Source organism: Kitasatospora sp. NPDC002227 (assembly GCF_040296285.1).
Classification (GTDB): Bacteria; Actinomycetota; Actinomycetes; order Streptomycetales; family Streptomycetaceae; genus Kitasatospora.
Map to the genome: position 1 here is coordinate 1 of NZ_JBEOWY010000080.1, position 22,046 is coordinate 22,046.

At 73.8% G+C, this 22,046-nt stretch carries 20 protein-coding genes; 10 read left to right on the forward strand and 10 right to left on the reverse strand.

What is annotated here, in order from left to right; all coding sequences use genetic code 11:
* Positions 1-100: 100 nt before the first annotated feature.
* On the reverse strand, positions 101-925 hold the full coding sequence (locus ABT095_RS37190) for an SDR family NAD(P)-dependent oxidoreductase (protein WP_350534045.1): 825 nt from the start codon (positions 923-925) through the stop codon (positions 101-103).
* 96 nt (positions 926-1,021) lie between these two features.
* Between ABT095_RS37190 and ABT095_RS37195 the strand changes: the two genes are divergently transcribed.
* Positions 1,022-1,441 (forward strand): MarR family winged helix-turn-helix transcriptional regulator, encoded by a 420-nt coding sequence (locus ABT095_RS37195; protein WP_350534046.1) that lies wholly within the window; start codon positions 1,022-1,024, stop codon positions 1,439-1,441.
* Positions 1,442-1,536: 95 nt separating this feature from the next.
* On the opposite strand, the gene ABT095_RS37200 is transcribed toward ABT095_RS37195, so the two are convergent.
* Positions 1,537-2,250, reverse strand: a complete 714-nt coding sequence (locus ABT095_RS37200; RefSeq protein ID WP_350534047.1) for an SseB family protein — start codon at positions 2,248-2,250, stop codon at positions 1,537-1,539.
* A 79-nt stretch (positions 2,251-2,329) separates the two neighbouring features.
* Between ABT095_RS37200 and ABT095_RS37205 the strand changes: the two genes are divergently transcribed.
* Positions 2,330-3,529, forward strand: coding sequence for an amino acid deaminase/aldolase (locus ABT095_RS37205; protein ID WP_350534048.1), 1,200 nt, complete (start codon positions 2,330-2,332; stop codon positions 3,527-3,529).
* Positions 3,530-3,631: 102 nt separating this feature from the next.
* On the opposite strand, the gene ABT095_RS37210 is transcribed toward ABT095_RS37205, so the two are convergent.
* Positions 3,632-4,783, reverse strand: coding sequence for a DUF2510 domain-containing protein (locus ABT095_RS37210; RefSeq protein WP_350534049.1), 1,152 nt, complete (start codon positions 4,781-4,783; stop codon positions 3,632-3,634).
* Between the two features lie 100 nt (positions 4,784-4,883).
* The gene (locus ABT095_RS37215; RefSeq protein ID WP_350534050.1) at positions 4,884-5,441 is read right to left on the reverse strand and encodes an SDR family NAD(P)-dependent oxidoreductase; all 558 of its coding nucleotides are present in this window, start codon (positions 5,439-5,441) and stop codon (positions 4,884-4,886) included.
* A 134-nt stretch (positions 5,442-5,575) separates the two neighbouring features.
* Here ABT095_RS37215 and ABT095_RS37220 point away from each other — a divergent pair, with 134 nt between their 5' ends.
* From ABT095_RS37220 to ABT095_RS37235, 4 genes are read left to right on the forward strand one after another with little or no spacing between them, the layout of a single operon-like run.
* Positions 5,576-6,367 carry a gamma-glutamyl-gamma-aminobutyrate hydrolase family protein gene (locus ABT095_RS37220; RefSeq protein WP_350534051.1) on the forward strand — a complete coding sequence of 264 codons (792 nt, stop codon included), beginning with the start codon at positions 5,576-5,578 and terminating at the stop codon, positions 6,365-6,367.
* A 40-nt stretch (positions 6,368-6,407) separates the two neighbouring features.
* Positions 6,408-7,475, forward strand: a complete 1,068-nt coding sequence (locus ABT095_RS37225; RefSeq protein ID WP_350534052.1) for a cation diffusion facilitator family transporter — start codon at positions 6,408-6,410, stop codon at positions 7,473-7,475.
* A gap of 43 nt (positions 7,476-7,518) precedes the next feature.
* Positions 7,519-7,917 (forward strand): VOC family protein, encoded by a 399-nt coding sequence (locus tag ABT095_RS37230; protein ID WP_350534053.1) that lies wholly within the window; start codon positions 7,519-7,521, stop codon positions 7,915-7,917.
* A gap of 55 nt (positions 7,918-7,972) precedes the next feature.
* Entirely contained in the window at positions 7,973-8,878 is a 906-nt protein-coding gene (locus ABT095_RS37235) for a 5'-3' exonuclease (RefSeq protein ID WP_350534064.1), read from the forward strand.
* 605 nt (positions 8,879-9,483) lie between these two features.
* On the opposite strand, the gene ABT095_RS37240 is transcribed toward ABT095_RS37235, so the two are convergent.
* Both ABT095_RS37240 and ABT095_RS37245 read right to left on the reverse strand, forming a co-directional pair.
* Positions 9,484-10,254 carry an alpha-ketoglutarate-dependent dioxygenase AlkB gene (locus ABT095_RS37240; RefSeq protein ID WP_350534054.1) on the reverse strand — a complete coding sequence of 257 codons (771 nt, stop codon included), beginning with the start codon at positions 10,252-10,254 and terminating at the stop codon, positions 9,484-9,486.
* The gene (locus tag ABT095_RS37245; protein ID WP_350534055.1) at positions 10,238-11,440 is read right to left on the reverse strand and encodes a hypothetical protein; all 1,203 of its coding nucleotides are present in this window, start codon (positions 11,438-11,440) and stop codon (positions 10,238-10,240) included. The genes ABT095_RS37240 and ABT095_RS37245 overlap by 17 nt, the downstream gene beginning before the upstream one ends.
* Before the next feature lie 88 nt (positions 11,441-11,528).
* Between ABT095_RS37245 and ABT095_RS37250 the strand changes: the two genes are divergently transcribed.
* The 4 genes from ABT095_RS37250 (at position 11,529) to ABT095_RS37265 (ending at position 18,683) form a co-directional block, all read left to right on the forward strand.
* Positions 11,529-14,357 (forward strand): SCO7613 C-terminal domain-containing membrane protein, encoded by a 2,829-nt coding sequence (locus tag ABT095_RS37250; protein ID WP_350534056.1) that lies wholly within the window; start codon positions 11,529-11,531, stop codon positions 14,355-14,357.
* Positions 14,358-14,527: 170 nt separating this feature from the next.
* Positions 14,528-16,672, forward strand: coding sequence for an RNA polymerase recycling motor ATPase HelR (helR, locus tag ABT095_RS37255; protein ID WP_350534057.1), 2,145 nt, complete (start codon positions 14,528-14,530; stop codon positions 16,670-16,672).
* Between the two features lie 56 nt (positions 16,673-16,728).
* Positions 16,729-17,490: an SDR family NAD(P)-dependent oxidoreductase gene (locus ABT095_RS37260; protein WP_350534058.1), complete on the forward strand. Its 762-nt coding sequence runs from the start codon at positions 16,729-16,731 to the stop codon at positions 17,488-17,490.
* Positions 17,491-17,657: 167 nt separating this feature from the next.
* Complete coding sequence (locus ABT095_RS37265) at positions 17,658-18,683, forward strand: sphingomyelin phosphodiesterase (RefSeq protein ID WP_350534059.1); 1,026 nt, start codon at positions 17,658-17,660, stop codon at positions 18,681-18,683.
* A 4-nt stretch (positions 18,684-18,687) separates the two neighbouring features.
* On the opposite strand, the gene ABT095_RS37270 is transcribed toward ABT095_RS37265, so the two are convergent.
* From ABT095_RS37270 to ABT095_RS37285, 4 genes are all read right to left on the reverse strand, one after another.
* Positions 18,688-19,878 carry a sensor histidine kinase gene (locus ABT095_RS37270; protein WP_350534060.1) on the reverse strand — a complete coding sequence of 397 codons (1,191 nt, stop codon included), beginning with the start codon at positions 19,876-19,878 and terminating at the stop codon, positions 18,688-18,690.
* Complete coding sequence (cseB, locus tag ABT095_RS37275; protein ID WP_350534061.1) at positions 19,875-20,570, reverse strand: two-component system response regulator CseB; 696 nt, start codon at positions 20,568-20,570, stop codon at positions 19,875-19,877. Before cseB ends, ABT095_RS37270 begins: the two co-directional genes overlap by 4 nt.
* Positions 20,567-21,283: a hypothetical protein gene (locus ABT095_RS37280; RefSeq protein WP_350534062.1), complete on the reverse strand. Its 717-nt coding sequence runs from the start codon at positions 21,281-21,283 to the stop codon at positions 20,567-20,569. The genes cseB and ABT095_RS37280 overlap by 4 nt, the downstream gene beginning before the upstream one ends.
* 93 nt (positions 21,284-21,376) lie before the next feature.
* The coding region (locus ABT095_RS37285) for a class F sortase (RefSeq protein ID WP_350534063.1) at positions 21,377-22,046 on the reverse strand (670 nt) is incomplete at its 5' end.

A 22,046-nucleotide genomic window follows, 5' to 3' on the forward strand; every position in this document is an offset into this window, starting at 1 on the left:
GGGGGGGGCCCCCCGCCACTTCGCCCCCCGCCCCCCCCCCCCCCCCCCCGCCCCGGGGGGGGGGGGGGGCGCCCCCCCCCCCCCCCCCACCCCTCTCCTTTTACTGGGCCACCCAGCTGCCGGTCAGCTTCTGCACCGCCGAGCCGTCCGCGTCCGCGAGCTTGAGCGCGGTGAAGGCCCGGGCCACGTCCGAGGTCTGCACCCGGAACGGGAGCTCGGCCGCGTCGAGCAGCTGCGCGATCTGCTCGCCGACCTCCTCCGACTTCTGCGCCCCGGCGAAGGCGGTGCGGGTCCGCGCCAGGTAGGCCTCCAGCGCCTTGCCGTACGGGCCGGCCTCGGCCACCGCGTCCTCGGCCACGCCGACGTTGCTGACGAACTCGCTCGCCACCGCGCCCGGCTCCACCACGCCGACCGCCACGCCCACCGAGGCGGCCACCGGCGCGAGCGACTCCAGGTACCCCTCGGCCGCGAACTTGGCCGCGCAGTACGCCTCGTTGAACGGCTGCCCCACCACCCCGCCGACGCTGGTCACCGTCAGCACCCGGCCGCCGCTCGCCCGCAGCAGCGGCAGCGCGGCCTTGGTGACGTGCAGCACGCCGTAGAAGTTGACCTCCATCACACCGCGGACCTCGTCCACGCTCTCCTGCTCCAGCGTGCCCAGGTGGCCGGCGCCGGCGTTGTTGACCACCGCGTCCAGCCGGTCGATCCCCGCGAAGCAGGCCGCGACGGAGGCCGGGTCGGTCACGTCCAGCTCGCGGACCTCCAGCTCGACGCCCGCCTGCTCGGCCGCCGCCCGCAGCGCCCCGGCCTTCGCGGTGTCGCGCATGGTGGCCAGCACCCGCCAGCCGCCACGCGCGGCCGCCACGGCCGTGGCGAGGCCGATGCCGGAGGAGGTGCCGGTGATCAGAACGGTCTTCGTGCTCATGGCCGAGCCCCTTTACTTATGAATCATGACTACCTTCATTCATAACTATGGGGGCAGATATTTCACCCTGTCAAGCACATCGGTAGACTTGGGCCCGTGACCACTCCACCGGACTCCCTGACCTCCGAGATCGGCGGGCTCTTCGCGGCGATCAGCCGCCGCTACGCGCGCGAGTCCGAGGCCGCCGCCGCCGTGCACGAGCTCACCGCCCTGCAGGCCAAGGCGCTGCTCGCCGCGCAGAGCCCGGTGCCGATGCGCCGGATCGCCGAGCACCTGCACGCCGAGCCCTCCAACGTGACCGCGATCGTGGACCGCCTGGCCGACCGCGGCCTGGTCGAGCGCCACCCCGACCCGGCCGACCGCCGGGTCAAGCTGGTCGCCGCCACGCCCGAGGGCATCGCCGTCGCGGCCGACCTGCGGACCAGAACCCCGTTCGCCACCGCTCCCCTGGCCCCCCTCACCACCCCCCAGCGCGAGACCCTGCGCGACCTGCTCCGCCTCGTCGCCGAGGCCTGAGCACCGGAACGGAAAAGAGGACGCCGCCCCGGGCTGGGCCCGGGGCGGCGTCCTGTCTTCGTCGTGCGCTGACTCGGCCGGATCGGCCGGATCGCCTAGTTCGGCAGCAGGGCCAGGTCCAGGCCCTTGGTGAGGCGCACCCGCAGCACCGGGTCGGCGGCGACGGCGGCGGCCAGGCGGCCGGCCAGGGCGCGGATCTCCTCCTCGGGGAGGCCGTCGGCGAGGGCCAGGGCGAGCACGGCGTCGGTCTCGGCGGCCGGGCGCAGCTCGGCGCGGCGGACGGCGGGCTCGGCGGCGAGCAGGGCGAGCACGGCGGCCTCCACCTCCGGGTCCTGCAGCGGCGGGAGGTAGGGGCGGTTCTCCGCGACGGCCCGCATCGGGGCGCCGGTCAGCTCGTAGGTGACCGGCCCGGCCGGGTCGATCAGGAGGGAGCCGGCCCGCTCGGAGTAGGCGGTGACCGCGGCCTGCGGGGCGGCCGCCGGGGCCGGGCGGGCATCGGCCCGCCAGCGGGCGAGGGTCTCCAGCGAGGTGAAGGCGGGGAGGGCGCGGCGGCCGTCCGGGGCCTCGATGACCGGGACGGCCATGTCGCTGGTCTTCTCGTGCTTGAGGCCGTTGGCGTCGACCTCCACCTCGCCGAGCAGGGCCACGATCGGGACCATCAGACGGCTGGGCGTCAGTGCCGCGAGCAGCTCGCGCTCGGTCTCCGCCGAGCGGTCGACGGACCAGGCCGCGAGGGCCGCGGCGAGCCGGGGGTCGGCGGTGCCGTCGTCGTCGGCGAATCCGGGGTTCGGGATGTTCTTGCGGTCCACCCGGCGAGCCTATGCCAATCTGCGGTGACGCAGAGCCAGACCCTACCCATGGGTACGTACCGTGTGACAGTCTGCGCGCATGGCGAAGCCGACTGCCTCCGACCGGGCCCGCTACGACCGGGCCACCGCACACCTCGACGCCCCGCTGGCGATCGTCGACCTGGCGGCGTTCGACGCCAACGCCGCGGATCTGGTCCGCCGCGCGGCGGGCAAGCCCGTCCGGGTCGCCAGCAAGTCCGTCCGCTGCCGTGCCCTGCTCGAGCGGGTGCTCGCGACGGACGGCTTCGCCGGGATCATGAGCTTCACCCTCGCCGAGTCGCTCTGGCTGGCCCGCGAGGGCTTCGAGGACGTGCTGCTCGCCTACCCCTCCGCCGACCGGACGGGATTCGCCGAGCTGACGGCCGACCCCAAGCTGGCCGAGCGGGTCACCGTGCTGGTGGACGACGCCAAGCAGTTGGAGCTGATCGACGCGGCGCGCGGCGGCGGCGAGGAGGTCCGGGTCTGCCTGGAGCTGGACACCGCGCTGCACCTGCTCGGTGGCCGGGTCCGGATCGGCGCCCGCCGCTCGCCGCTGCGCTCGCCGGAGGACTTGGCGGCCCTGGCCGGGCTGGTGCAGCGCCGCCCGGGCTTCCGGGTGGTCGGGCTGATGGCGTACGAGGGGCACGTGGCCGGGGTCGGCGACCAGTTGGCGGGCCGGCCGGTGCGCTCGCGGGTGATCCAGCTGATGCAGGCCAAGGCGCGGGCCGAGCTGGCCGAGCGGCGCTCGGCCGTGGTGCGGCGGGTGCGGCAGGTGGCCGACCTGGAGTTCGTCAACGGCGGCGGCACCGGCAGCGTGGAGAGCACCGTCGCCGAGCAGGCCGTCACCGAGGTGGCCGCCGGGTCCGGCCTGTACGTGCCCCGGTTGTTCGACAACTACCGCTCGTTCCAGGGCCGTCCGGCGGCGCTGTTCGCCCAGCCGGTGGTCCGGCGGCCCGGGCTCGGCGTGGTCACGGTGCTCGGCGGCGGCTACCCCGCCTCCGGCGCGGCGGGCCCGGACCGCTCGCCCGTGCCGTACCTGCCCGAGGGCCTGCGCTACGACCCCCAGGAGGGGGCCGGCGAGGTGCAGACGCCGCTGCTCGGCTCGGCCGCGGACGATCTGCTGATCGGCGACCGGGTCTGGTTCCGGCACGCCAAGGCCGGCGAACTGTGCGAGCGCTTCGCCGAGTTGCACCTGATCGAGGGCGACCAGGTGGTGGCGACGGTGCCGACCTACCGGGGCGAGGGCAAGACCTTCCTCTGACGGGTCGGCGGGTCGGCGGGTCGTCGGACCGGCGGGCCTCAGGACGGCCAGGGGCCCCGGCGGGAGGTGCTCCCGCCGGGGCCCCTGGCCGCGCGTCGGCCGTCAGGTCTTGGTCGTGCCGTCGGTACCGCCGAGCGGGCCGCCGGAGTAGTCGGTGATGCTCTTGACGATGGTGTCCATCTGATCGAGCCCGGGGGCCTTCGGGTCGATGTCGAAACCGAGGTGGACGGAGATCAGCGCACCGTCCTTGGTGCTGGGGAAGACCACGGTCTGCACGTAGCCGTTGTTGCCCTGCGGGGCGTCGACCTTCCAGCGGACCAGGTAGCCGTCGCGGCCGTCGACCTTGACCGCCTCGGACTTCAGTTCCTGGTGGCCCTTGATCGCGCCGTAGGAGTCCTTCGCGGCCGCCGCGATGTCCTGCAGGGCGGCCTGCTTGGCGTCGCCGCCCTTGATGACGGAGGTGTTGACGCCGCCCAGCGAGCAGTCGCCGCTGCCGACGCCCGGGCAGGCGTACTTGCCCACGCTCAGCGCGGCGAAGCCGGTGGCGGTGGTGCCGCCGTCCCAGCCGGACGGGATGGGGATGCTGAGGCCGTTGATCGCGTCGACGGCCACGGTCGCGGGGCTGCCGCCCTTGCCGGACCCGCCGTTACCGCCGTTCCCGCCACCGCCCGGGGTCCGGCCGGAGCCGTTGCCGCCACCCGAGCCGTTGCCACCGCCGTTCCCGCCACCGTGGCCGAAACCGCCGAGGCCGTCGCTCCCGCTGCCACCGTTCCCGCCGCCACCGTTGCCGGAGCCGCCGTTACCGCCGAAGCCGTTGCCCCCGAACCCGTTCCCGCCGAACCCGTTGCCCCCGAAGCCGTTCCCGCCGGAGCCGTTGCCGCCGTTCCCGCCACCGTAGTGCGAGCGGCCGGCCTGCCGGGCGGCGGCCTTGCCCCCCGAGCCGCCGTCCATCACCAGGTACGTGATGCCCGAGCCGACCAGCAGGCCGGCCAGCGCCGCGACGCTCGCGGCGACGGTCACCGGCTTGGAGAGCCTGCTCCGGCGCTTGGGCGTGGCGTCCACCAGGAGCGCCTCGGACAGCTCGGGGTAGCGGACGGTCGGTCCGCTGTCGATCACCTCGCCCTCCAGGGCGATGCTCGGCCCGGGCCGGGTGGTGGCCGTCCACCCCGACCCGTCCCACCAGCGCTCGGGGCGGGGGCTGCTGACGGTGTCCTGCGGATCCGGGTACCACCCGGCGGGAATCTGCTCGCTCACGCCAGAGAATGTAAACGCATCTGGATAAACGCGATATCAGCACACCGCCCGATTCGCCCTTTTTCCGATGAGATTCCGGTGAGAACCACGGAATCGCAGGTCAGAGCGGTGCCGCGATGATCTTGCCGAGGGTGTCGTCCACCACGAACTCGGTGGCCGTCAGGAACCCCGCCCCCTCCCCCGCCAGGAAGGCGACCGCCGCCACCGCGAGCGCCACTCCCGCCTCCCCCGACACGCCGACCCGCAGCCCGTACACCCGAATGCCCTCCCGGGCGTACCGCCGCGCCAGCTCGCCGGAGAGCTCCCGGGCGCCCGGCTCCTCGGTGCCATTGACGATCACCCCGTGCCCGTGGCGGCGCAGGTACGGCAGCACCGCACGGGAGCCGATCGCGGCGTGCGCCGGGTGGAAGGCCAGGTCCACGCCCCCGCAGGTCTCGTACGCCTCGTCGTAGAGCGCCTCGACCATGTCGGCGTCCCGCGGGTCGGTGTGCACGAACAGTCCGCCCACCGTACGGGCCGCCGCGCGCCCCGCCGTCTCGTCCAGCTCGGCGCAGACCACCCGGGCACCGTCCGCCGCGAGCCGCCGGGCGACCGCCAGGCCGAGCCCGCCGCCGGCGCCCGTCACCACCGCCACCGGACCGCTAGGGTGCCGTGCCACCACCGCTCCCTCCGTGAGGTTCTGGGGAGCCGACCGTACCCCCGGGGGCGCCCGACCTGGTGAAGGGGCGCGCGGAGTTTCGCAAACGGCCCACAATCACGGCGCACGGGCCCACGGATTGGGAGAATCCGGGCATGACGACCAGACCCGTGATCGGCATCAGCACGCATCTCACCGCCGCGGTGTGGGACCACTGGTCCGCACAGCGCGCCGTCCTCCTCCACGAGCGCTACCCCCGGCAGGTGCAGGCCGCCGGCGGCGTCGCGATGCTGCTGCCGCCGGATGCTCCGGCGTACGCCCCCGAGGCGGTGGCCCGGCTGGACGGACTGGTGATCGCCGGCGGGCCCGACGTCAACCCCGCCCTCTACGGCGCCCAGGCGCACCCGAAGACGGTGGCCAACGCCCCCGAGCGGGACCTCTGGGAGACCGCCCTGCTGCGCGCCGCGCTGGCCGCCGGCCTGCCGCTGCTCGGCATCTGCCGGGGCATGCAGCTGCTCAACGTGGTGCGCGGCGGCACGCTGGTGCAGCACCTGCACGCCGCCGAGCCGCACCTGGGCAGCCGCGAGGGGTACGGGCGCCACCCCGTCCGGCCGGTGCCCGGCTCGCTGCTGGCCGAGCTGCTGCCGGAGGAGTCGGTCACCGTGCCGACCTTCCACCACCAGGCGGTCGAACGGCTCGGCACCGGACTGACCGTCAGCGCGCTCGCCGAGGACGGCACCGTCGAGGCGGTCGAAGCCGCCGAGGGCTTCACCCTGGGCGTCCAGTGGCACCCCGAGCAGGGCGCTGACCTGCGGGTCATGCGGGCCCTGGTTCGGGCGGCCCGAGGAGCCGTATCTGCAACGACAACGGTCACCAGTGCAGCCTTTGGATCTTCGTCCGAATTGGGGTTCACTTCGGGTGCGGAGCGGCTGCCCTACGGCGGCTGACCCGCCCCCGAGCACCGCCCGGCACCGAGAGAGGACGGCGATGTCCGACCACCAGCACGACCACACCGACGACCACGCGGACCACTCGGACCACGCGGACCACTCCGGTCACGGCCACTCGCACGGTGGCGGCCACGGCGGCCACTCGCACGGGGTCGCCGCCGACGCGGACCGCCGCTGGCTGACCAGCGCGCTCGCGCTGATCGTGGTCTTCATGGCCGGCGAGGTGGTGGTCGGCTTCGCCGCCCGCTCGCTGGCCCTGATCTCCGACGCGGCGCACATGCTCACCGACGCCGCCTCGATCGTGCTCGCGCTGGTCGCCATGCGGCTCTCGGCCCGCCCGGCCCGGGGCGGCTACACCTACGGGCTCAAGCGGGCCGAGATCCTCTCCGCCCAGGCGAACGGGGTCACCCTGCTCGTCCTCTCGGCCTGGCTCGGCTACGAGGCGATCACCCGGCTGCTCGACCCGCCCGAGGTCGAGGGCTCGCTGGTGCTGGTCACCGCACTGGTCGGCATCGTGGTCAACGTCGCGGCGACCTGGTGCATGTCGAAGGCCAACCGCAGTTCGCTCAACGTCGAGGGCGCCTTCCAGCACGTGCTGACCGACCTCTACGCCTTCATCGCCACCGCCGTGGCCGGTCTGATCGTGCTCACCACCGGCTTCGTCCGCGCCGACTCGATCGCCTCGCTGATCGTGGTCGCGCTGATGCTCAAGGCCGGGATCGGCCTGGTCCGCGACTCGGGCCGGATCTTCCTGGAGGCCGCCCCGGCCGGGATCGACCCGGACGCGCTGGCCGACCGACTGGTCGCCGCCCCGGAGGTGGTGGAGATCCACGACCTGCACGTCTGGGAGATCACCTCCGGCCAGCCGGCCCTCTCCGCCCACATCCTGGTCGCCCCCGGCGGCGACTGCCACGCAGTCCGCCGCGACCTCCAGCGGCAGCTCGCCACGGACTACCGCATCACCCACGCCACCCTCCAGGTCGACCACGTCGGCGAGGACGAGGACCAGCACCTGCTCCAGATCACCCCCGCCGGCGCCCCTTCCCCCGAGCACTGCGCCGACTCCCACGGCCCGGTCCACCGCGCCGGCCCGCACGAGCACTGAACTCGCTCGCCCTCCCGGCCTGCCGTGTGGTCGGATACCGCATATGACGGATCATCACATCGCTGAGGTCGGTGACCCGATACGGATGGCCCTGACGGCGATCACGCTCGACTGCGCCGACCCCGAAGCACTGGCCGCCTTCTACCAGCAGGCCACCGGGCTCGAGCCGGCGCCCGGCTCCACCGCGGAGTTCGCCGGGCTGCGGGACGGGGACGGGCTCTTCCTCGGCTTCCAGCGGGTCACCGGCTACCGGCCGCCCGACTGGCCGGGCCAGACCGTGCCGCAGCAGATCCACCTCGACTTCGCGGTGGCCGACCTCGACACGGCCGAGGCCCGGCTGCTGGCGCTCGGTGCGACCAGGCCGCCGGCCCAGCCGGGCGGTGACCGGTGGCGGGTGCTGCTCGACCCGGCGGGGCATCCGTTCTGTCTGACGCGCCGTTAGTGCCCCGGTGTCGGCGGGGTGCGGCATGATCTGTGCTGTGACCGCTCCGCGACTGATGCTCCTCGACTCCGCCAGTCTCTACTTCCGGGCGTACTTCGGCGTGCCGGAGTCCCTGCGGGCCCCCGACGGGCAGCCGGTGAACGCCGTCCGGGGGCTGCTGGACTTCATCTCCCGCCTGGTCCAGGACCACCGCCCCGACCAGCTGGTGGCCTGCATGGACGCCGACTGGCGGCCGCAGTGGCGGGTCGACCTCATCCCCACCTACAAGACCCACCGCGTCGCCGAGGCCGCCACCGAGGGCGAGGAGGAGATCCCCGACACGCTCGCTCCCCAGGTGCCGGTGATCGAGCAGGTGCTCGACGCCCTCGGCATCGCCCGGGTCGGCGTGCCGGGCTACGAGGCGGACGACGTGATCGGCACCCTGACGGCGAAGGCCACCGGCCCGGTCCAGATCGTCACCGGCGACCGCGACCTCTACCAACTCGTCGACGACGCCCGCCAGGTGACGGTCCTCTACCCCCTCAAGGGAGTCGGCCACCCCCAGGTCACCGACAACGCCCTCCTGCTCGAGAAGTACGGCGTCGACGGCGCCTCCTACGCCGACCTCGCCGCCCTGCGCGGCGACCCGAGCGACGGCCTCCCCGGCGTCAAGGGCATCGGCGAGAAGACCGCCGCCCAACTCATCCAGACCTACGGCGACCTCCCCGGCGTCCGCACCGCCGCCGCCGACCCCCTCTCCAAGCTCACCCCCGCCCGCCGCAAGAACCTCCTCGAAGCCTCCCCCTATCTCGACGTAGCCCCCACCGTCGTCCGCGTCGCCACCGACGTCCCCCTCCCCACCTTCGACCCCACCCTCCCCGCCGAGCCCCTCGACCCCATGACCCTCGAGGACCTCTCCACCCGCTGGGGCCTCGGCACCTCCCTCACCCGCCTCCTGGAAGTCCTGGCCGGGGCGCACTGAGAACGTAAGGGGGCTTCGAGACCAAACGCTTCGCCGTACTGCAACGTCGATAGCCTTTGGAAGGGCATGCCCCCGGTCTGTTCGGCCCCGCTCACCCCAGGTCGGGTGTGTCCAGCCGCTGGCATCGCCACGGCTGGGGCAAACCCGTCCTGCTCTCGGGGGGGGGAGTGCCAGCCCGCTCCACCCCTGCCGAAGGCAGCACGATGCCCAAGCGAGGGGCCGATCAGCTACGAGTGGCCGCCCCTGAGCCGGGCGGCCAGGTCCTCCGGGACCTCGGCCCGGGCATGGAGAGCAGGTCCGGGCTTGCCTGTCAGCCTGATACCACTCTCCAGGAGAAGCCACCGACGCCCGGCGGTGTCCCGGGCCTGCCAAGCCGTGGCATACGTTTCGTCGGAGTCCTTCAGGACCCACTGCGCCGGCCGCTGCGGCAGGGCTTCGAGCTCCTCTCGCCGGTGGAGCAGCGCCCGCATGCATGGCTTCCACTCGACGTGACCGTCACGTGGATCACCACCTCCGAGGGGATGGGGGCCCAACCCAGGCGCGCTTGGCCCCCTTCAGGCCGTAGCACAGACAACAGATTCCCACTGCGTCCACGCCGTACCTTGTCAGACCGGCGGCAGCAGGTCGCTCTCGCTGATCGTGCAGGTCAACTCGGGGTAGGTGAAGTCTGTTTCGGTGTTCTCTCGGCGGCGGAGTTGGTAGAACTCGCGGGTCTGGGCGTCGTCGGCCGGGGTGAGGCGGGCGCCGGTCGGGAGGTGTGGGTGGCCGTCGTGGAAGTGGAGGAGGGTTTTCGAGGTACGGAAAGTGAGGCCGAGCCAGGGGTTTTCGGGGGCCTGGGCCGGTGTGTCGAGGAGGATGCGGTGCTTGAGATGCCGGTTCGAGGCGACGGAGAAGGCGACGATGCCGTGGTGGGTGAGGGGGAGCTCGAAGGGCTCGCCGCCAGGCGCCTTCGGTTCGAAGACCAGCTTCCGGGACGGGCCGGCTTCGGGGTGCTCGTAGCAGGAGAAGACGGCGATGAACGAATCCTCGGCCAGGTCGAGGGCCTGGTCGGAGTGGGCGCCCATGGTGCGGTAGGCGTTGGTGTAGTGCTCGATGAGGGCGTTGTTGAAGGCGATGGGGAGGCCGGCGGCGGCCTGGATCTGCTGGGCCAGCCGTACGTGGAGAGGGCGGAAGCGCTGGCCCGGGGTGGCGTAGCGCGTGGTGGTGCGCACCAGCGGTACGGCGCCCGTGGCGTCGACCCTGGTCAGGGTGGCGCCGCGCCGGCCCTTGCCGAGGTCTTCCAGGAGGGCCGAGGCCGACAGCTCCGCGAAGAGGTTGTCGCCGGCGGGCAGGGTGTGGACCAGGATCTCGTCGGCGAGGTCAGAGCCGCGGAGCACGGTAGTCCCCCTCGTTCATGCTGAAGAGGAATTCGTCGCCGTAGTCGACGAAGGAGGAGCTCCTGTTCTCCTCGGCGTACAGACTGCGCAGCCTGTCCCGGCCGGCGTCGGTGGGCGGCTCGAGCCGCACCAGGCCTTCGGCGAGCTTGAGGAAGGTGCCGCCGTCCTTGTGGACGGCCTCGGCGTTCGAGCAGCGGACCACGTACCCCAGGCGGGTCGGGAGCAGCTCGGCGTCCAGTGCGGCGGGCCGGATCTCGTGCGTGTAGTGGCGGTTGGTGGAGAGCGGCATGAAGAAGACGGAGCCGGGGTAGAGCGTCAGGCTGAACTGCTCGGGGAGTTCGGCTCCGGCGGACTCCTTGCGGCGGAACTGGAGCCGGGTCAGCCCGCTGGTGGTCTTCACCCCGTGGTCGAAGGCGTCGGCGGCCAGCGGCCGGAGCCGGTCGAGCCCGTCGTAGAAGGTGCAGAACGCCATGGTGCCGTTGACCGGCATGTCCTTGGTCTTGTCGGCGTGGGAGGAGATCTTGGCCTTGGACTGCTTGCGCTCGGTCGTGGCCCGGGTGTTGTGGTAGATCTGCGCCAGGACGTGGTTGAGCGGTGCGTGGCCTCCGAAGACCGTGGCGGCCTCGCCGTTCAGGGCCTCGACGATCTGGGTGTCGGTCGGGCCGAAGTTCTCGGTCGGGCCGGAGAGGTTCGTGGAGCAGCGGAGCAGGCGGAAGTGCAGTTCGTCGCCGTCCTGCGTGACGGGCGTCAGGTAGATGCCGCTGCGGTGGGCGCTGCCGGGCTTGGTGGACTCGGTCAGGGACTGGAAGGTGTGCTCCGCGCTGATCCGTCCGAAATGGTCGGCGTCGGGCTCGAAGAAGCGGCGGTAGTAGACACCGACACCGTGGACGGAGACGGGGACCCGGCCGAGGTCGACCACGGCCCAGGGGAGGTCGTCGTGACCGTGCGACAGCTCCCGGACGACGAACACCCGGGCGGCGGCGTGCAGGTGGCGGCCGTCGAGCTCGGACAGGTCACCGCACAGGTAGACGGTCTTGCCCGTCAGGTCAGCCGCACCGGAGGCGAGGTCCTCCGGTGTGAGGGTGCGTCCGAAGAAGTCTCTGGTCAGGTCGTCGTCCCGCAGCCCGGTAGGCACGACCAGGAGGTTGCTCGCACTGTCGATCCACGCTTCGCCCGTGTCGGTCACGGAACGACAGTAGCGTCCTGTCTGCCGGACGGCTTCTGAGTATCCGTACTCATGTACAGACGCCGGCCGTGGCCCGAGACTCTCGGATGTGAATCGGATCGTCTGCCCTGACTGTGGTCTGCCGCTGGCCCCCGGGCCGAGCGAGGCCTGTCCGCACTGCCGCCTGCCGCTCAGCGGGCCGGATGCCGCCGCGCTCTGGGAGGTGTCGGTGGCGCTGTGGGGCGTGGAGCAGCAGCGGGCCGAACTGCTGCGTCAACGGGAGGCATTGCTGGGGCGGTTGCGCGCGCGGCGGGGGCTGCCGGCGGCGGTGAAGGCTCCGGAGGTTTCGCGGCGGTCGGTGCAGACGGTGCTGCTGGTGCTGGGCGGACTGCTGGTCAGTGTGGCCGCGTTGCTGTTCGCCGTCGTCAACTGGGGCTCGCTCGGGCCGGGTGGCCGCACCGCCGTGCTGCTCACGTTGACGGCCGGTGCGCTGGCGCTGCCGCCGGTGCTGCGGCGGGGCGGCCTGAGCGCCACGGCGGAGGCGGCGGGCGGGATCGGCCTCGGGCTGGGGCTGCTGGACTTCCTGGCGGCTCGGCCGGGCACCGGTAGCGAGGCGGACGAGATCCGGTACTGGGCGGTGGCGCTCGGGTTCCTCGGGGTCGCCGCGCTGGCGTACGGGCTGACGCTGCGGCTGCGGTTCGCGCTCGCGGTGGGCTTCGCGCTGCTGCGGCTGCCGGTGCCGTTGCTGCTCCTGGCGGCGGGCGGCGGGCAGGTGCAGGGGTACGCCACGGCGGCGGTCGCCGCTACGGCGGTGGACCTCGCGCTGCTGTGGGCGGCCGAGCGCAACGCCGTCGTGCCGAGGCCGCTGTGGCGGGTGGGGGTGGTGGTGGCGACCGGCTGGGCGCTGGCGGGCGGGCTGCTCGCCGCCGTCGGTGCGGCGTGGGCCGACAGCCTGGGCGAGGCGGCCTGGGCCTGGGCGCCGCTCGGCCTGCTCGCCGGGCTCGCACTGGCCGTCGCCCGCCGGTACGGCCTCGCGGCGTACGCCCTGGGGGCAGCCCTGGTGGCAGCCGCCGGGGCGACCCTCCGTCAGCTGCTGCCGTCGAGCTGGGCGGCGGTCGGCTACGGGCTTTCGGCCGCCGTACTGCTCGCCACCGCCATCGCCCTGCACCGGCGGAACGGCGCCCGCCGCGCCCCGGCAGCCGAGCCCCGGCCTGCCGACGGCGCCAAGGCCGCACCACCCCGGGCAGCCGACGAAGCCACACCGCCACATGCAGCCGACCCCGCCCAGACGGCGAACGAGACCGGCCGCGTACCCGGCGCGGCCGAGCTACCCCAGACGGTCGCCAAGGCCACACCGCCGCGCACAGCCGAAGAAGCCGCGCCGCCTCGCACAGCCCGCGAAACCACACCGCCGCGCACAGCCGGCGAAGCCGGGCCCACCCAGGCGGCAAGCGAAGCCGACCACGCACCCGGCGAAGCCACACCACCCCAGGCAGCCGAAGAAGCCGCGCCGCCTCGCACAGCCCGCGAAACCACACCGCCGCGCACAGCCGGCGAAGCCGGGCCTCCGCACTCCGCACCGGGCCTCCGGCCGGTACCGGGCCGGGGCGGCGCGCGGCCGGCCCCCGTCGCCGCCGGCCTGCTGCACACCGCCTGGGCGGCACTCCTCGCCGCCACCCTGCCCGCCGTCCCGGGCTTGGCGGCGGCCGTGGCCGCGCCGCTGCGCCGGGCCGTGGCGGTCTGGTTCGGCGTGGGGCCCGCCACCCTGTCCTGGCACGTGGCCCCGGCGGACGTGACCGGTCTCGGCCTGCTCGCCGCGGCCCTCGCGGTCCACGCCGCCTCGGCCACCGACCGCGCTACCGCCAGGAGCAGCCCGGCGGCCGTCGCCGCCGCCGTGCTCGGTGCCCTTCTGTTCGGTCTGTTGCCCGTGGTGTGGCAGCAGCGGTACGACCAAGCCGTCAGCACCGCGCTGTTCCTGCTGCTGACGACGGGAGCCGCCGTACTGCGGCGGAACGGCCCTAGCGCGGCGGCGAAGGCCGCGCTGGGGTCGGCCAGCGCGGTCGCACTGGTCTGGGCCTCGGCCGACCGAGGAGCGACCGTCACCGCCCTCGGCATCTGTGTGGTGCTCGGCGCGCTGCTCACCTGGCGGGTCGGCACCGCGCTGGCCGCCACCACCGTCCTCGCCCTGGCCGCCGAGGCCCTCGCCGTGGCCGACACCGCCGGGCTCCCGGCTGCCGACCTGCCGTTCGCCGTCCTCGCCGTCGCCCTGCCGGCGGCCGCGCTCAGGTACGCCGCCGCCGAGATCACGGGCTGCCTGCTCACCGCCGCGGCCCTGATCGCCCTCGCCCCGGAGCCCGGCCGCCTGGCCCTCGCACTGGCCGTCACCGGCGTCGCAGCACTCGCGCTGGCGATCCGCCCCGACCGCCGCACGGCCGGCACCGTCACGGGCCTCGGGCTGCTGGTCGCCGCCTCCTGGGTCTGGCTGACGCTGCGGCAGGTCGGCATCCCCGAGGCGTACACCGCGGGTCTCGCCGTCGCCGCCCTGACGGCCGGTCACCTCCGGTACCGTCGCGACCCGGCCGCCCGGTCCTGGCCCGGCCACGGGCCGGGGCTTGCGCTCGCGCTGCTGCCCAGTACGCTCGCGCTCTGGGCGGACGGGCACTGGTTGCGCCCGCTGCTGCTCGGCACGGCCGCGCTGGCGGCCACCGCGTTCGGGGTCCGGCGACGGCTGCAGGCGCCGCTGGTGCTCGGCGGGGGTGCGCTGCTGGTGACCGCGCTGCACGAACTGGCTCCGGCGGTGGTCCAGGTGCTCGGGCTGCTGCCGCGCTGGGCACCGCTGGCCGCGGCCGGCCTGCTGCTGCTCGCGCTCGGCGCGCGCTACGAGCGGCGGCTGCACGACGCCAGACGGCTCCGCGAGGCATTCCGGCAGTTCAGATAGCCGCAGAGACAGGGCGGAGACAGAAAAGGGCGGGAGGAGAACGCTCCTCTCGCCACAACTAATCTATACCACAAGGGGGGCCTTGCGGCAAGGCCCCCGTCGTACCGCAGAATCGACGGCCTACCCCCAGAACCTGCGGAATCGGGAGTCCTCCACTCGTGCGTACGGATTTGCCCCACTCTGTCCGGACCGAAGCCTTCGCTCTCCCCGAGCACCTCGCCCCCAAGGCGGACCCCGCGCTGATCGCCCAGGACGAGCAGCACTTCGCCGCCGTCGCCGCCTGCCTGGAGCAGACCGTCACCGAGCTCACCGACCGCCTCGCCGTCGTCCGCCGCGCGCCCGGCGGCTCCGGGCAGGCCGCGCTGGAGCGGGACTTGGAGGTGCACCAGCTGAGCGGGCGGCTGCGGGCGCTGCGCCGGTTCGGGCTGGACCTGTGCCTGGGCCGGGTCGTCGACAGCGAGGGCGGGCCCCGGTACATCGGGCGGCTCGGGCTCACCGACAGCGAGGGGCGCCAGCTGCTGGTCGACTGGCGCACCCCGGCCGCCGAGCCGTTCTTCGCGGCCACCCACGCCAACCCGATGGGCCTGGCCAGCCGGCGCCGCTACCGCTGGACGCTGGGCCGGATCACCGACTACTGGGACGAGGTCTTCACCGCCGAGGGCCTCGACGGCCACGCCGCCCTGGACGACCAGTCGGCCTTCATCGCCAGCCTGGGCAGCGAGCGTTCGGCGAAGATGCGCGACGTGCTCGCCACCATCCAGGCCGACCAGGACGCCATCATCCGGGCCGGTTCGCGCGGCGCGCTGGTGGTGGACGGCGGCCCGGGCACCGGCAAGACCGTGGTCGCCCTGCACCGCTCGGCCTACCTGCTGCACTCCGACCCGCGCCTGGGGCAGCGGCGCGGCGGCGTGCTGTTCGTCGGCCCGCACCAGCCCTACCTCGCGTACGTGGCCGATGTGCTGCCCAGCCTCGGCGAGGACGGCGTGCAGACCTGCACCGTGCGTGACCTGGTCGCCGAGGGGGCGACGGCCGTCGAGGAGCCGGACTTGGAGGCGGCCCGGCTCAAGGCGACCGGTGATCTGGTCAAGGCGGTCGACCGGGCCGTACGCCTCTACGAGGAGCCGCCGACGCGCGGGCTGACCGTCTCCACCGACTGGGCCGACCTGCGGCTCACCGCCGAGGACTGGGCGGACGCCTTCGACGCCCCGGCGCCCGGCACCCCGCACAACGAAGCCCGCGAGCAGATCTGGGAGGAGCTGCTGGCCATCTTCACCGAGAAGCTGGACGACGAGAGCGTCACGCCCGAGCAGCTGCTGCGCTCGCTGCGGCAGGACCAGGAGCTGGTCACCACCCTCAACCGGGCCTGGCCGCTGCTCGAGCCCACCGAGCTGGTCGCCGACCTCTGGTCGGTGCCCGCCTACCTGCGGCGCTGCGCGCCCTGGCTCGACGCCGACCAGGCCGCCAGGCTGCGCCGCGCCGAGGGCGAGCCGTGGACGGTGGCCGACCTGCCCTGGCTGGACGCCGCCCGGCAGCGGCTCGGCGATCCGGAGGCGGACCGGCGGGAGCGGCGCCGCCAGGCGGCGGTGGCCGCCGAGCGGGAGCACATGCAGCAGGTCATCGACCACATGCTGGAGGCCGACCTGGACGGCGACGGCGTGGCGCAGATGCTGCGCGGGCAGGACCTGAAGGGCGTCCTGGTGGACGAGGCCGCCCTGCCCACGGCCGATCCGGACCAGCTGGCGGGCCCGTTCGCACACGTGGTGGTGGACGAGGCGCAGGAGCTGACCGACGCCGAGTGGAAGATGCTGCTGCAGCGCTGCCCCTCCCGCAGCTTCACCGTGGTGGGCGACCGCGCCCAGGCCCGGCACGGCTTCACCGAGTCGTGGACGGAGCGGCTGGCCAGGGTCGGTCTCGACCAGGTGACGGTGGCCTCGCTGAGCATCAACTACCGCACCCCGGCCGAGGTGATGGCGGCGGCCGAGCCGGCCATCCGGGCCGCCCTGCCGGACGCCAACGTGCCGACCTCGGTGCGCAGCAACGGCATCCCCGTCCGCCACGGCGTGGTGGCCGAGCTGGACGCCGTACTGGACGGGTGGCTGGCCGACCACGCCGAGGGCACGGCCTGTGTGATCGGCGCGCCCGGCTTCGCGGCGACGCCGCGGGTGCGCTCGCTCACCCCTGAGCTGGCGAAGGGCCTGGAGTTCGACCTGGTCGTGCTGGTCCGCCCGGAGGCCTTCGGCGAGGGGGTCGAGGGCGCGGTGGACCGCTATGTCGCGATGACCCGCGCGACGCGGGAGCTCGTCGTGCTGAGCTGAGCCAGGCAGCTCTTGTTACGCTGACGGACCGTCAGTACGACGCCCGGAGGCCCGTCATGCCCGCTCGTGGAGCACTCACCGACCAGGTCTGCCTGGTGACCGGCGCCGCGAGCGGGATCGGGCGGGCCACCGCCGTCCGGTTCCACGCCGAGGGGGCGCGGCTGGTGGCCTCGGACGTGGACGGGCCTGGGCTGGACCGGCTGGCGGCGGAGCTGGGCGGCGAGCGGCTGACCACGGTGGTGGGGGACGTCTCGCTCGCCGAGGACGTCCGGCGGATGGTCGCCGCGGCGACCGGGGCGCACGGGCGCCTGGACGTCGCGGTGGCCAATGCCGGGGTGATCCCGCTGATGGAACTTGACCAGGCCGAGGCCGAGGACTTCGACCGGGTGATGGCGGTGGACGGCCGCGGCATGTTCCTGACCTGCAAGTACGCCGTCGAGGCGATGCCGGCCGGCGGCGGCTCGATCGTCTGCGTCTCCTCCATCTCGGGCGAGGCCGGGCAGAAGGGGCAGGCGGTGTACGGGCCGGCCAAGTTCGTGGCCTCGGGGCTGACCAAGCACCTGGCCGTGGAGCTGGCCGACCGGGGCATTCGGGTCAACGCGGTGGCGCCCGGCACGATCAGGACGGAGCGCGTGGCCCGGCTCCCCGGGGAGCCGGGCGGGGCCGAGTACCTGGCCGCGATCGAGAAGCTCCACCCGATGGGGCGCCTCGGCGATCCGGACGAGGTGGCGGCGGCGATCCTCTTCCTGGCCTCCCGGGAGGCGAGCTTCGTCACCGGCGCGGTGCTGCCGGTGGACGGCGGCTACCTCGCACAGTGAGGCGGCCGACTTGTCCAGCCAACACTGGCACGTTCGGCTCAGCGTTGTATGGCCATCTTTCCGACATGAACCGTTATCCCGCCGGTACTGCCGAGTAGACCGACGAGTAGCTAGCCTCTCCGCTGTCATGTCCGGGGCCAAGTGACTCACCCTCAGGAGAACGCACCGTGCTTTCCCGCCGTACCGCCACCGCCTTCGCCGCCGCCCTGCTCCTCGGCGGCACGCTCCAGACCGCCTCCGCCCAGGCCGCCGCCACCCCCAACACCCTCTCGGTCTTCGCCTTCAACGTGGACCTCGGCACCTCGGTGGTCGACTGGTCGCAGAACGAGCAGGCCTCGCGGCGTACGCCGATCGTCGAGCAGATCGTCCGTCAGCACAGCGCGGACGTGGTCATCCTGGACGAGCTGTTCAACAACTCCTCGACCAGCGACATCAACAGCAAGCTGGCCGACCTGTACCCGTACCGCACCCCGCTCGTCGGCGGCACCTGCTCGGGCGGCGGCTGGACCGGCATCAGCGGCAACTGCTCCAGCTCGCCGTTCGTCATCAACGGCGGCACGATGATCCTCTCCAAGTACCCGATCGCCGCCCAGTACGCGCACATCTTCAGCAACTCGACCTACGGCACCTGGGACTACCACGCGGACAAGGGCGCCGCGCTGGTGCAGGTCAACAAGGGCGGCGTGAAGACCTGGGTGGTCGGCACCCACCTGCAGGCCGACGAGTCCGACAAGTCCACCGACACCACCCAGGCCACCCGCCTCGGGCAGCTGAACGAGATCAAGGACTGGGTCAACGGCATCGTCGGCTCCTCCGCCCCCGTGCTGATCGGCGGCGACCTCAACGTGGAGTACTACGGCGGCGCCTCCCGCGGCGACTACGCCAACTCGCAGGCGGCGGTGAACGGCGTGCTCGGCACCCCCGCCACCAACCCGGCCGAGACCCGCACCACGATGGACTGCTCGGTCGCCTCCTGGTGCCAGTACATGGCGGGTGTGGAGACCTTCCCGGTCGACTACCGCGACGACCTGGACTACCTCGGCTACCTGAACGCCCCGGGCCGCCCGGTGCCGGTCGCGCTGCCGACCGTCAACATCGACTTCGACCCGCAGGCCGGCTGGACCCAGGGCCAGCTGGACACCAACGCCCCGAGCGACCACTACCCGGTCGAGGCCACCTTCCAGCTCAACTGACCGCTCAACCGACCGGCAGCGTCAGCTCGGCGACGGCCCCCCGGTCGTTGCCGAGCCGCAGCGTGATGCCGAGCGCCTCCGCGTGACCGCGGGCGATGGTCAGACCCAGACCGTGCCCGTGGCCGCGCTCCCGGGCCCCGGTGCGGAAGCGCTGCGGGCCCTCCCGCAGGATCGCCTCCGGGAAGCCGGGCCCGTGGTCGCGGACGGTGACGGTGGCACCCGTCACCTCCACCCGCACCGGGGCCCGGCCGTGCCGGTGGGCGTTGGCCAGCAGGTTGGCCAGGATGCGGTCGAGCCGCCGTACGTCGGTGGAGACCGTCACGTGCTGCGAGACCGTCACCTCGGCCTCCCCCGGCGCCGCCGCGACGGCCCGCCGCACCACCGGGCCGAGCGCCACCGGGGCCAGCTCCGGCTGGTCCGCCCCCGCGTCCAGGCGGGAGACCTCGAGCAGGTCCTCGGTCAGGCTGCACAGCACCCGGACCCTGCCCCGCACCAGCTCGGTCGGACGCCCCGGCGGCAGCAGTTCGGCGGCCGTCAGCAGCCCGGTCAGCGGGGTGCGCAGCTCGTGCGCGACGTCGGCGGTGAACCGCTGCTCGCTGGCCAGCTTGGCGCTGAGCACCGCCGACATCGAGTCCACCGCCGCCGCGAGCTCCGCCACTTCGTCCCGGGGCCGCCCCAGCGGGCCGATCCGGGCGGCCAGGTCGCCCTGGGCGATCCGGCGGGCGGTGCGGGCGGCGGTGCGCAGCCGGCTGCTGATCCGGTCGGCGGCCAGCACCCCGGCCAGCACCGTGACGGCGACCGCGAGCGCGGCCGAGACCAGGATGGTGCGGTCCAGCTGGGCGATGGCCTTCGCGTCCTGGCCGTAGTCCAGCCGGACGGAGACCACCGTGTCGCCGATCGGTGCCGCCGCCCACATCACCGTGCCCGGCCCGAGCATCGAACCGTGCCGTCCGTGCCGGGCCAACTGCCTGAGCTCCGGCGGCAGCGCCGGGTCGTCCGGCACCGCTCCCCAGTCGGCCAGCTCGCCGCCACGGGCGTAGCCGGTCAGCGCGGAGTCCAGGGCGGTCATGGCCGAGCGGCGGGCCAGGTCCACGTGCTGGTTCACCGAGGCGCGGTGGACCAGCAGGCCGAGGGTGACGGCCACCAGGAAGGAGACCAGCGCGACGGTCGCGGCGATCTGGCGGCGCAGGGTCACACCGTTCTCCGCAGCTTGTACCCGAAGCCCCGCACGGTCTCGATCCTGGCCGCCCCGATCTTGGCGCGCAGCCGCTGCACATGGACGTCCACCACCCGGCTGTCGGCGCCCCAGGAGTAGTCCCAGACCCGTTCGAGCAGGGTCTGGCGCTCCAGCGCCACGCCCGGCGCGGCCGTGAACTCGAGCAGCAGCCGCAGCTCGGTCGGGGTGAGCGGCACCCGCCGCCCGGCGACCCGCACCTCGAGCGCGTCGGTGTCCACCTCCAGGTCCTCGATCACCCGCACCGCCGCCTGCGGCTGCGGCTCGGCCGCCGGTTCGGGGGCGCGGCTGGTGCGGCGCAGCACGGTCCGGATCCGCGCCACCAGGACGGCGCTCTCGAACGGCTTGGTGATGTAGTCGTCCGCGCCCGCCTCCAGGCCGGAGACCACGTCGATCGCCTCGGTGCGGGCGGACATCATCAGGATCGGCAGCTGGCTCTCCTCGCGGATGCGCCGGCAGAGCCCGACGCCGTCGAGCAGCGGCAGCATCACGTCGAGCAGCAGGATGTCGGGCCGCCGGGCCCGGAACGCCTCCAGCCCCTCCAGCCCGTCGGCGGCGGTCTCGACCGGGAAGCCGTACCGCTCCAGCGCCATCCTGGTCGCCTCGCGAATCACCTCGTCGTCCTCGACCAGCAGGATGCGGGGCTCGGTCATGGGTGGAGGCTCGCCTTCATCGGGGCCGGGGAGGGGACGGCCGAGACCAGCGGTTCCGGTGCCTTCGGCCGGGCGGTGGGCGCCGGACAGAGGGTGGCGCCGTCCTGCGGGCCGGTTCCGGCGCCGGCGATCCGGCGATCGGTGCGGAGCAGGCGGGTGCCGCTCCACCGGTAGGTGGTGTCGGTCGGGCCGTCCGGCTCGTGCAGGAGCAGGTCCTGGCCGACGGTGTCGGCGGTGAAGCCGGGCTGGACCCGCTGGGCCAGCACGGGGTAGAGCCTGCCGTCCCGCAGCTGGTAGACGTGCAGGTAGGAGTCGCCGGTGGTGACGACGGCGGTGAGCAGCTCGGGGCGGCCGTCGCCCGTGACGTCCCGGTACAGGGCGGGCTGGACCAGGCAGCCCTGGCAGCCCGTGGCCAGGACCGTCAGTTCGTCGCTCTGGAGGGCGGGGTCCTTGCCGAGGGCGGTGCGGGCGTCGACCGTACGGATGTCGCCGCCCGGCACGGTGAGGCCGGGCAGCGCCGTCGGCGGGGGCACCTGGCCGGAGACGGCGGGCGAGGGCGCGGCGGCGGGCCGGACGGCGGGCCAGAGCTGCTCGGGGCTCGGGCGGGCGGCGAGGGGGCGGGCGGGGCCGGCGTCGTGCAGGGCGCCGGCCCCGGCGCACCCGGCGAGGAGCGGCAGTGCGAGCGCGAGGGCGTACCTGCGGTGGGGCCTCACGGAGGTGCGCCTTTCTGGTGGTGCAGCCGGCTGTGGGTGGGACGTATCGGATGGACGCCTTCCGGCCTCGCGCAGTTCCCCGCGCCCCTGGTGCTACGCGAGGTCGGCCAGGACGATGATGTTGTCGGTGTAGTGGCCGTTGCCGCCGAGGGTGCCACCGCAGGTGATGAGTCTGAGCTGCGGGGTGTCGGTGTTGCCGTAGACGAGGTCGGTCGGGAAGCCGGCCTTGGGGTACTGGCGGAGTTCGCGGACGCGGTACGAGACGGTGGTGCCGTCCTGGCGGGCGATGTCGATGCGGTCGCCGGGGCGCAGGGTCGGCAGCCGGTTGAAGACGGCCGGGCCCTTGCGGGTGTCGAGGTGGCCGAGCAGGACGGCCGGGCCCGTCTGACCGGGCATCGGGCCCTCGCGGTACCAGCCGACCTGCTCGGGGTGGTCCATCGGCGGCACCTCGACGGTGCCGTCCGGGTTGAGGCCGGTGGCGCTGACGGGGGCGTCGACGCCGATCCGGGGGATGGTCAGTCGGACGGGCGGCGAGGCCGGGGCCGGGCTGACCGGGTGGGCAGGGGTGGCAGGGTTCATGCTGGCTTGCTGGATGGCCGGGGTGATCGGCTGCGAGGTGGCGATCCGGACCGGCGGGGGCGGCGGCGAGCCGCCGAGCAGCACGATCCCACCGGCCAGGGCGAGCGCCTCGAAACGGCAGCGGCCAGCACTTATCCGCAGCTGACGACCCAGGACCGTGCTGATCATCATTCCGGACTGCGGG

What these genes read in the sequence shown, in the direction of transcription:
- ABT095_RS37205 (WP_350534048.1), top strand. Translation starts at nt 2,330, where the DNA reads ATGGCGAAGCCGACTGCCTCCGACCGGGCCCGCTACGACCGGGCCACC.
- ABT095_RS37225 (WP_350534052.1), top strand. Translation starts at nt 6,408, where the DNA reads ATGTCCGACCACCAGCACGACCACACCGACGACCACGCGGACCACTCG.
- ABT095_RS37220 (WP_350534051.1), top strand. Translation starts at nt 5,576, where the DNA reads ATGACGACCAGACCCGTGATCGGCATCAGCACGCATCTCACCGCCGCG.
- ABT095_RS37260 (WP_350534058.1), top strand. Translation starts at nt 16,729, where the DNA reads ATGCCCGCTCGTGGAGCACTCACCGACCAGGTCTGCCTGGTGACCGGC.
- ABT095_RS37235 (WP_350534064.1), top strand. Translation starts at nt 7,973, where the DNA reads ATGCTCCTCGACTCCGCCAGTCTCTACTTCCGGGCGTACTTCGGCGTG.
- ABT095_RS37190 (WP_350534045.1), bottom strand. Translation starts at nt 925, where the DNA reads ATGAGCACGAAGACCGTTCTGATCACCGGCACCTCCTCCGGCATCGGC.
- cseB (WP_350534061.1), bottom strand. Translation starts at nt 20,570, where the DNA reads ATGACCGAGCCCCGCATCCTGCTGGTCGAGGACGACGAGGTGATTCGC.
- ABT095_RS37230 (WP_350534053.1), top strand. Translation starts at nt 7,519, where the DNA reads ATGACGGATCATCACATCGCTGAGGTCGGTGACCCGATACGGATGGCC.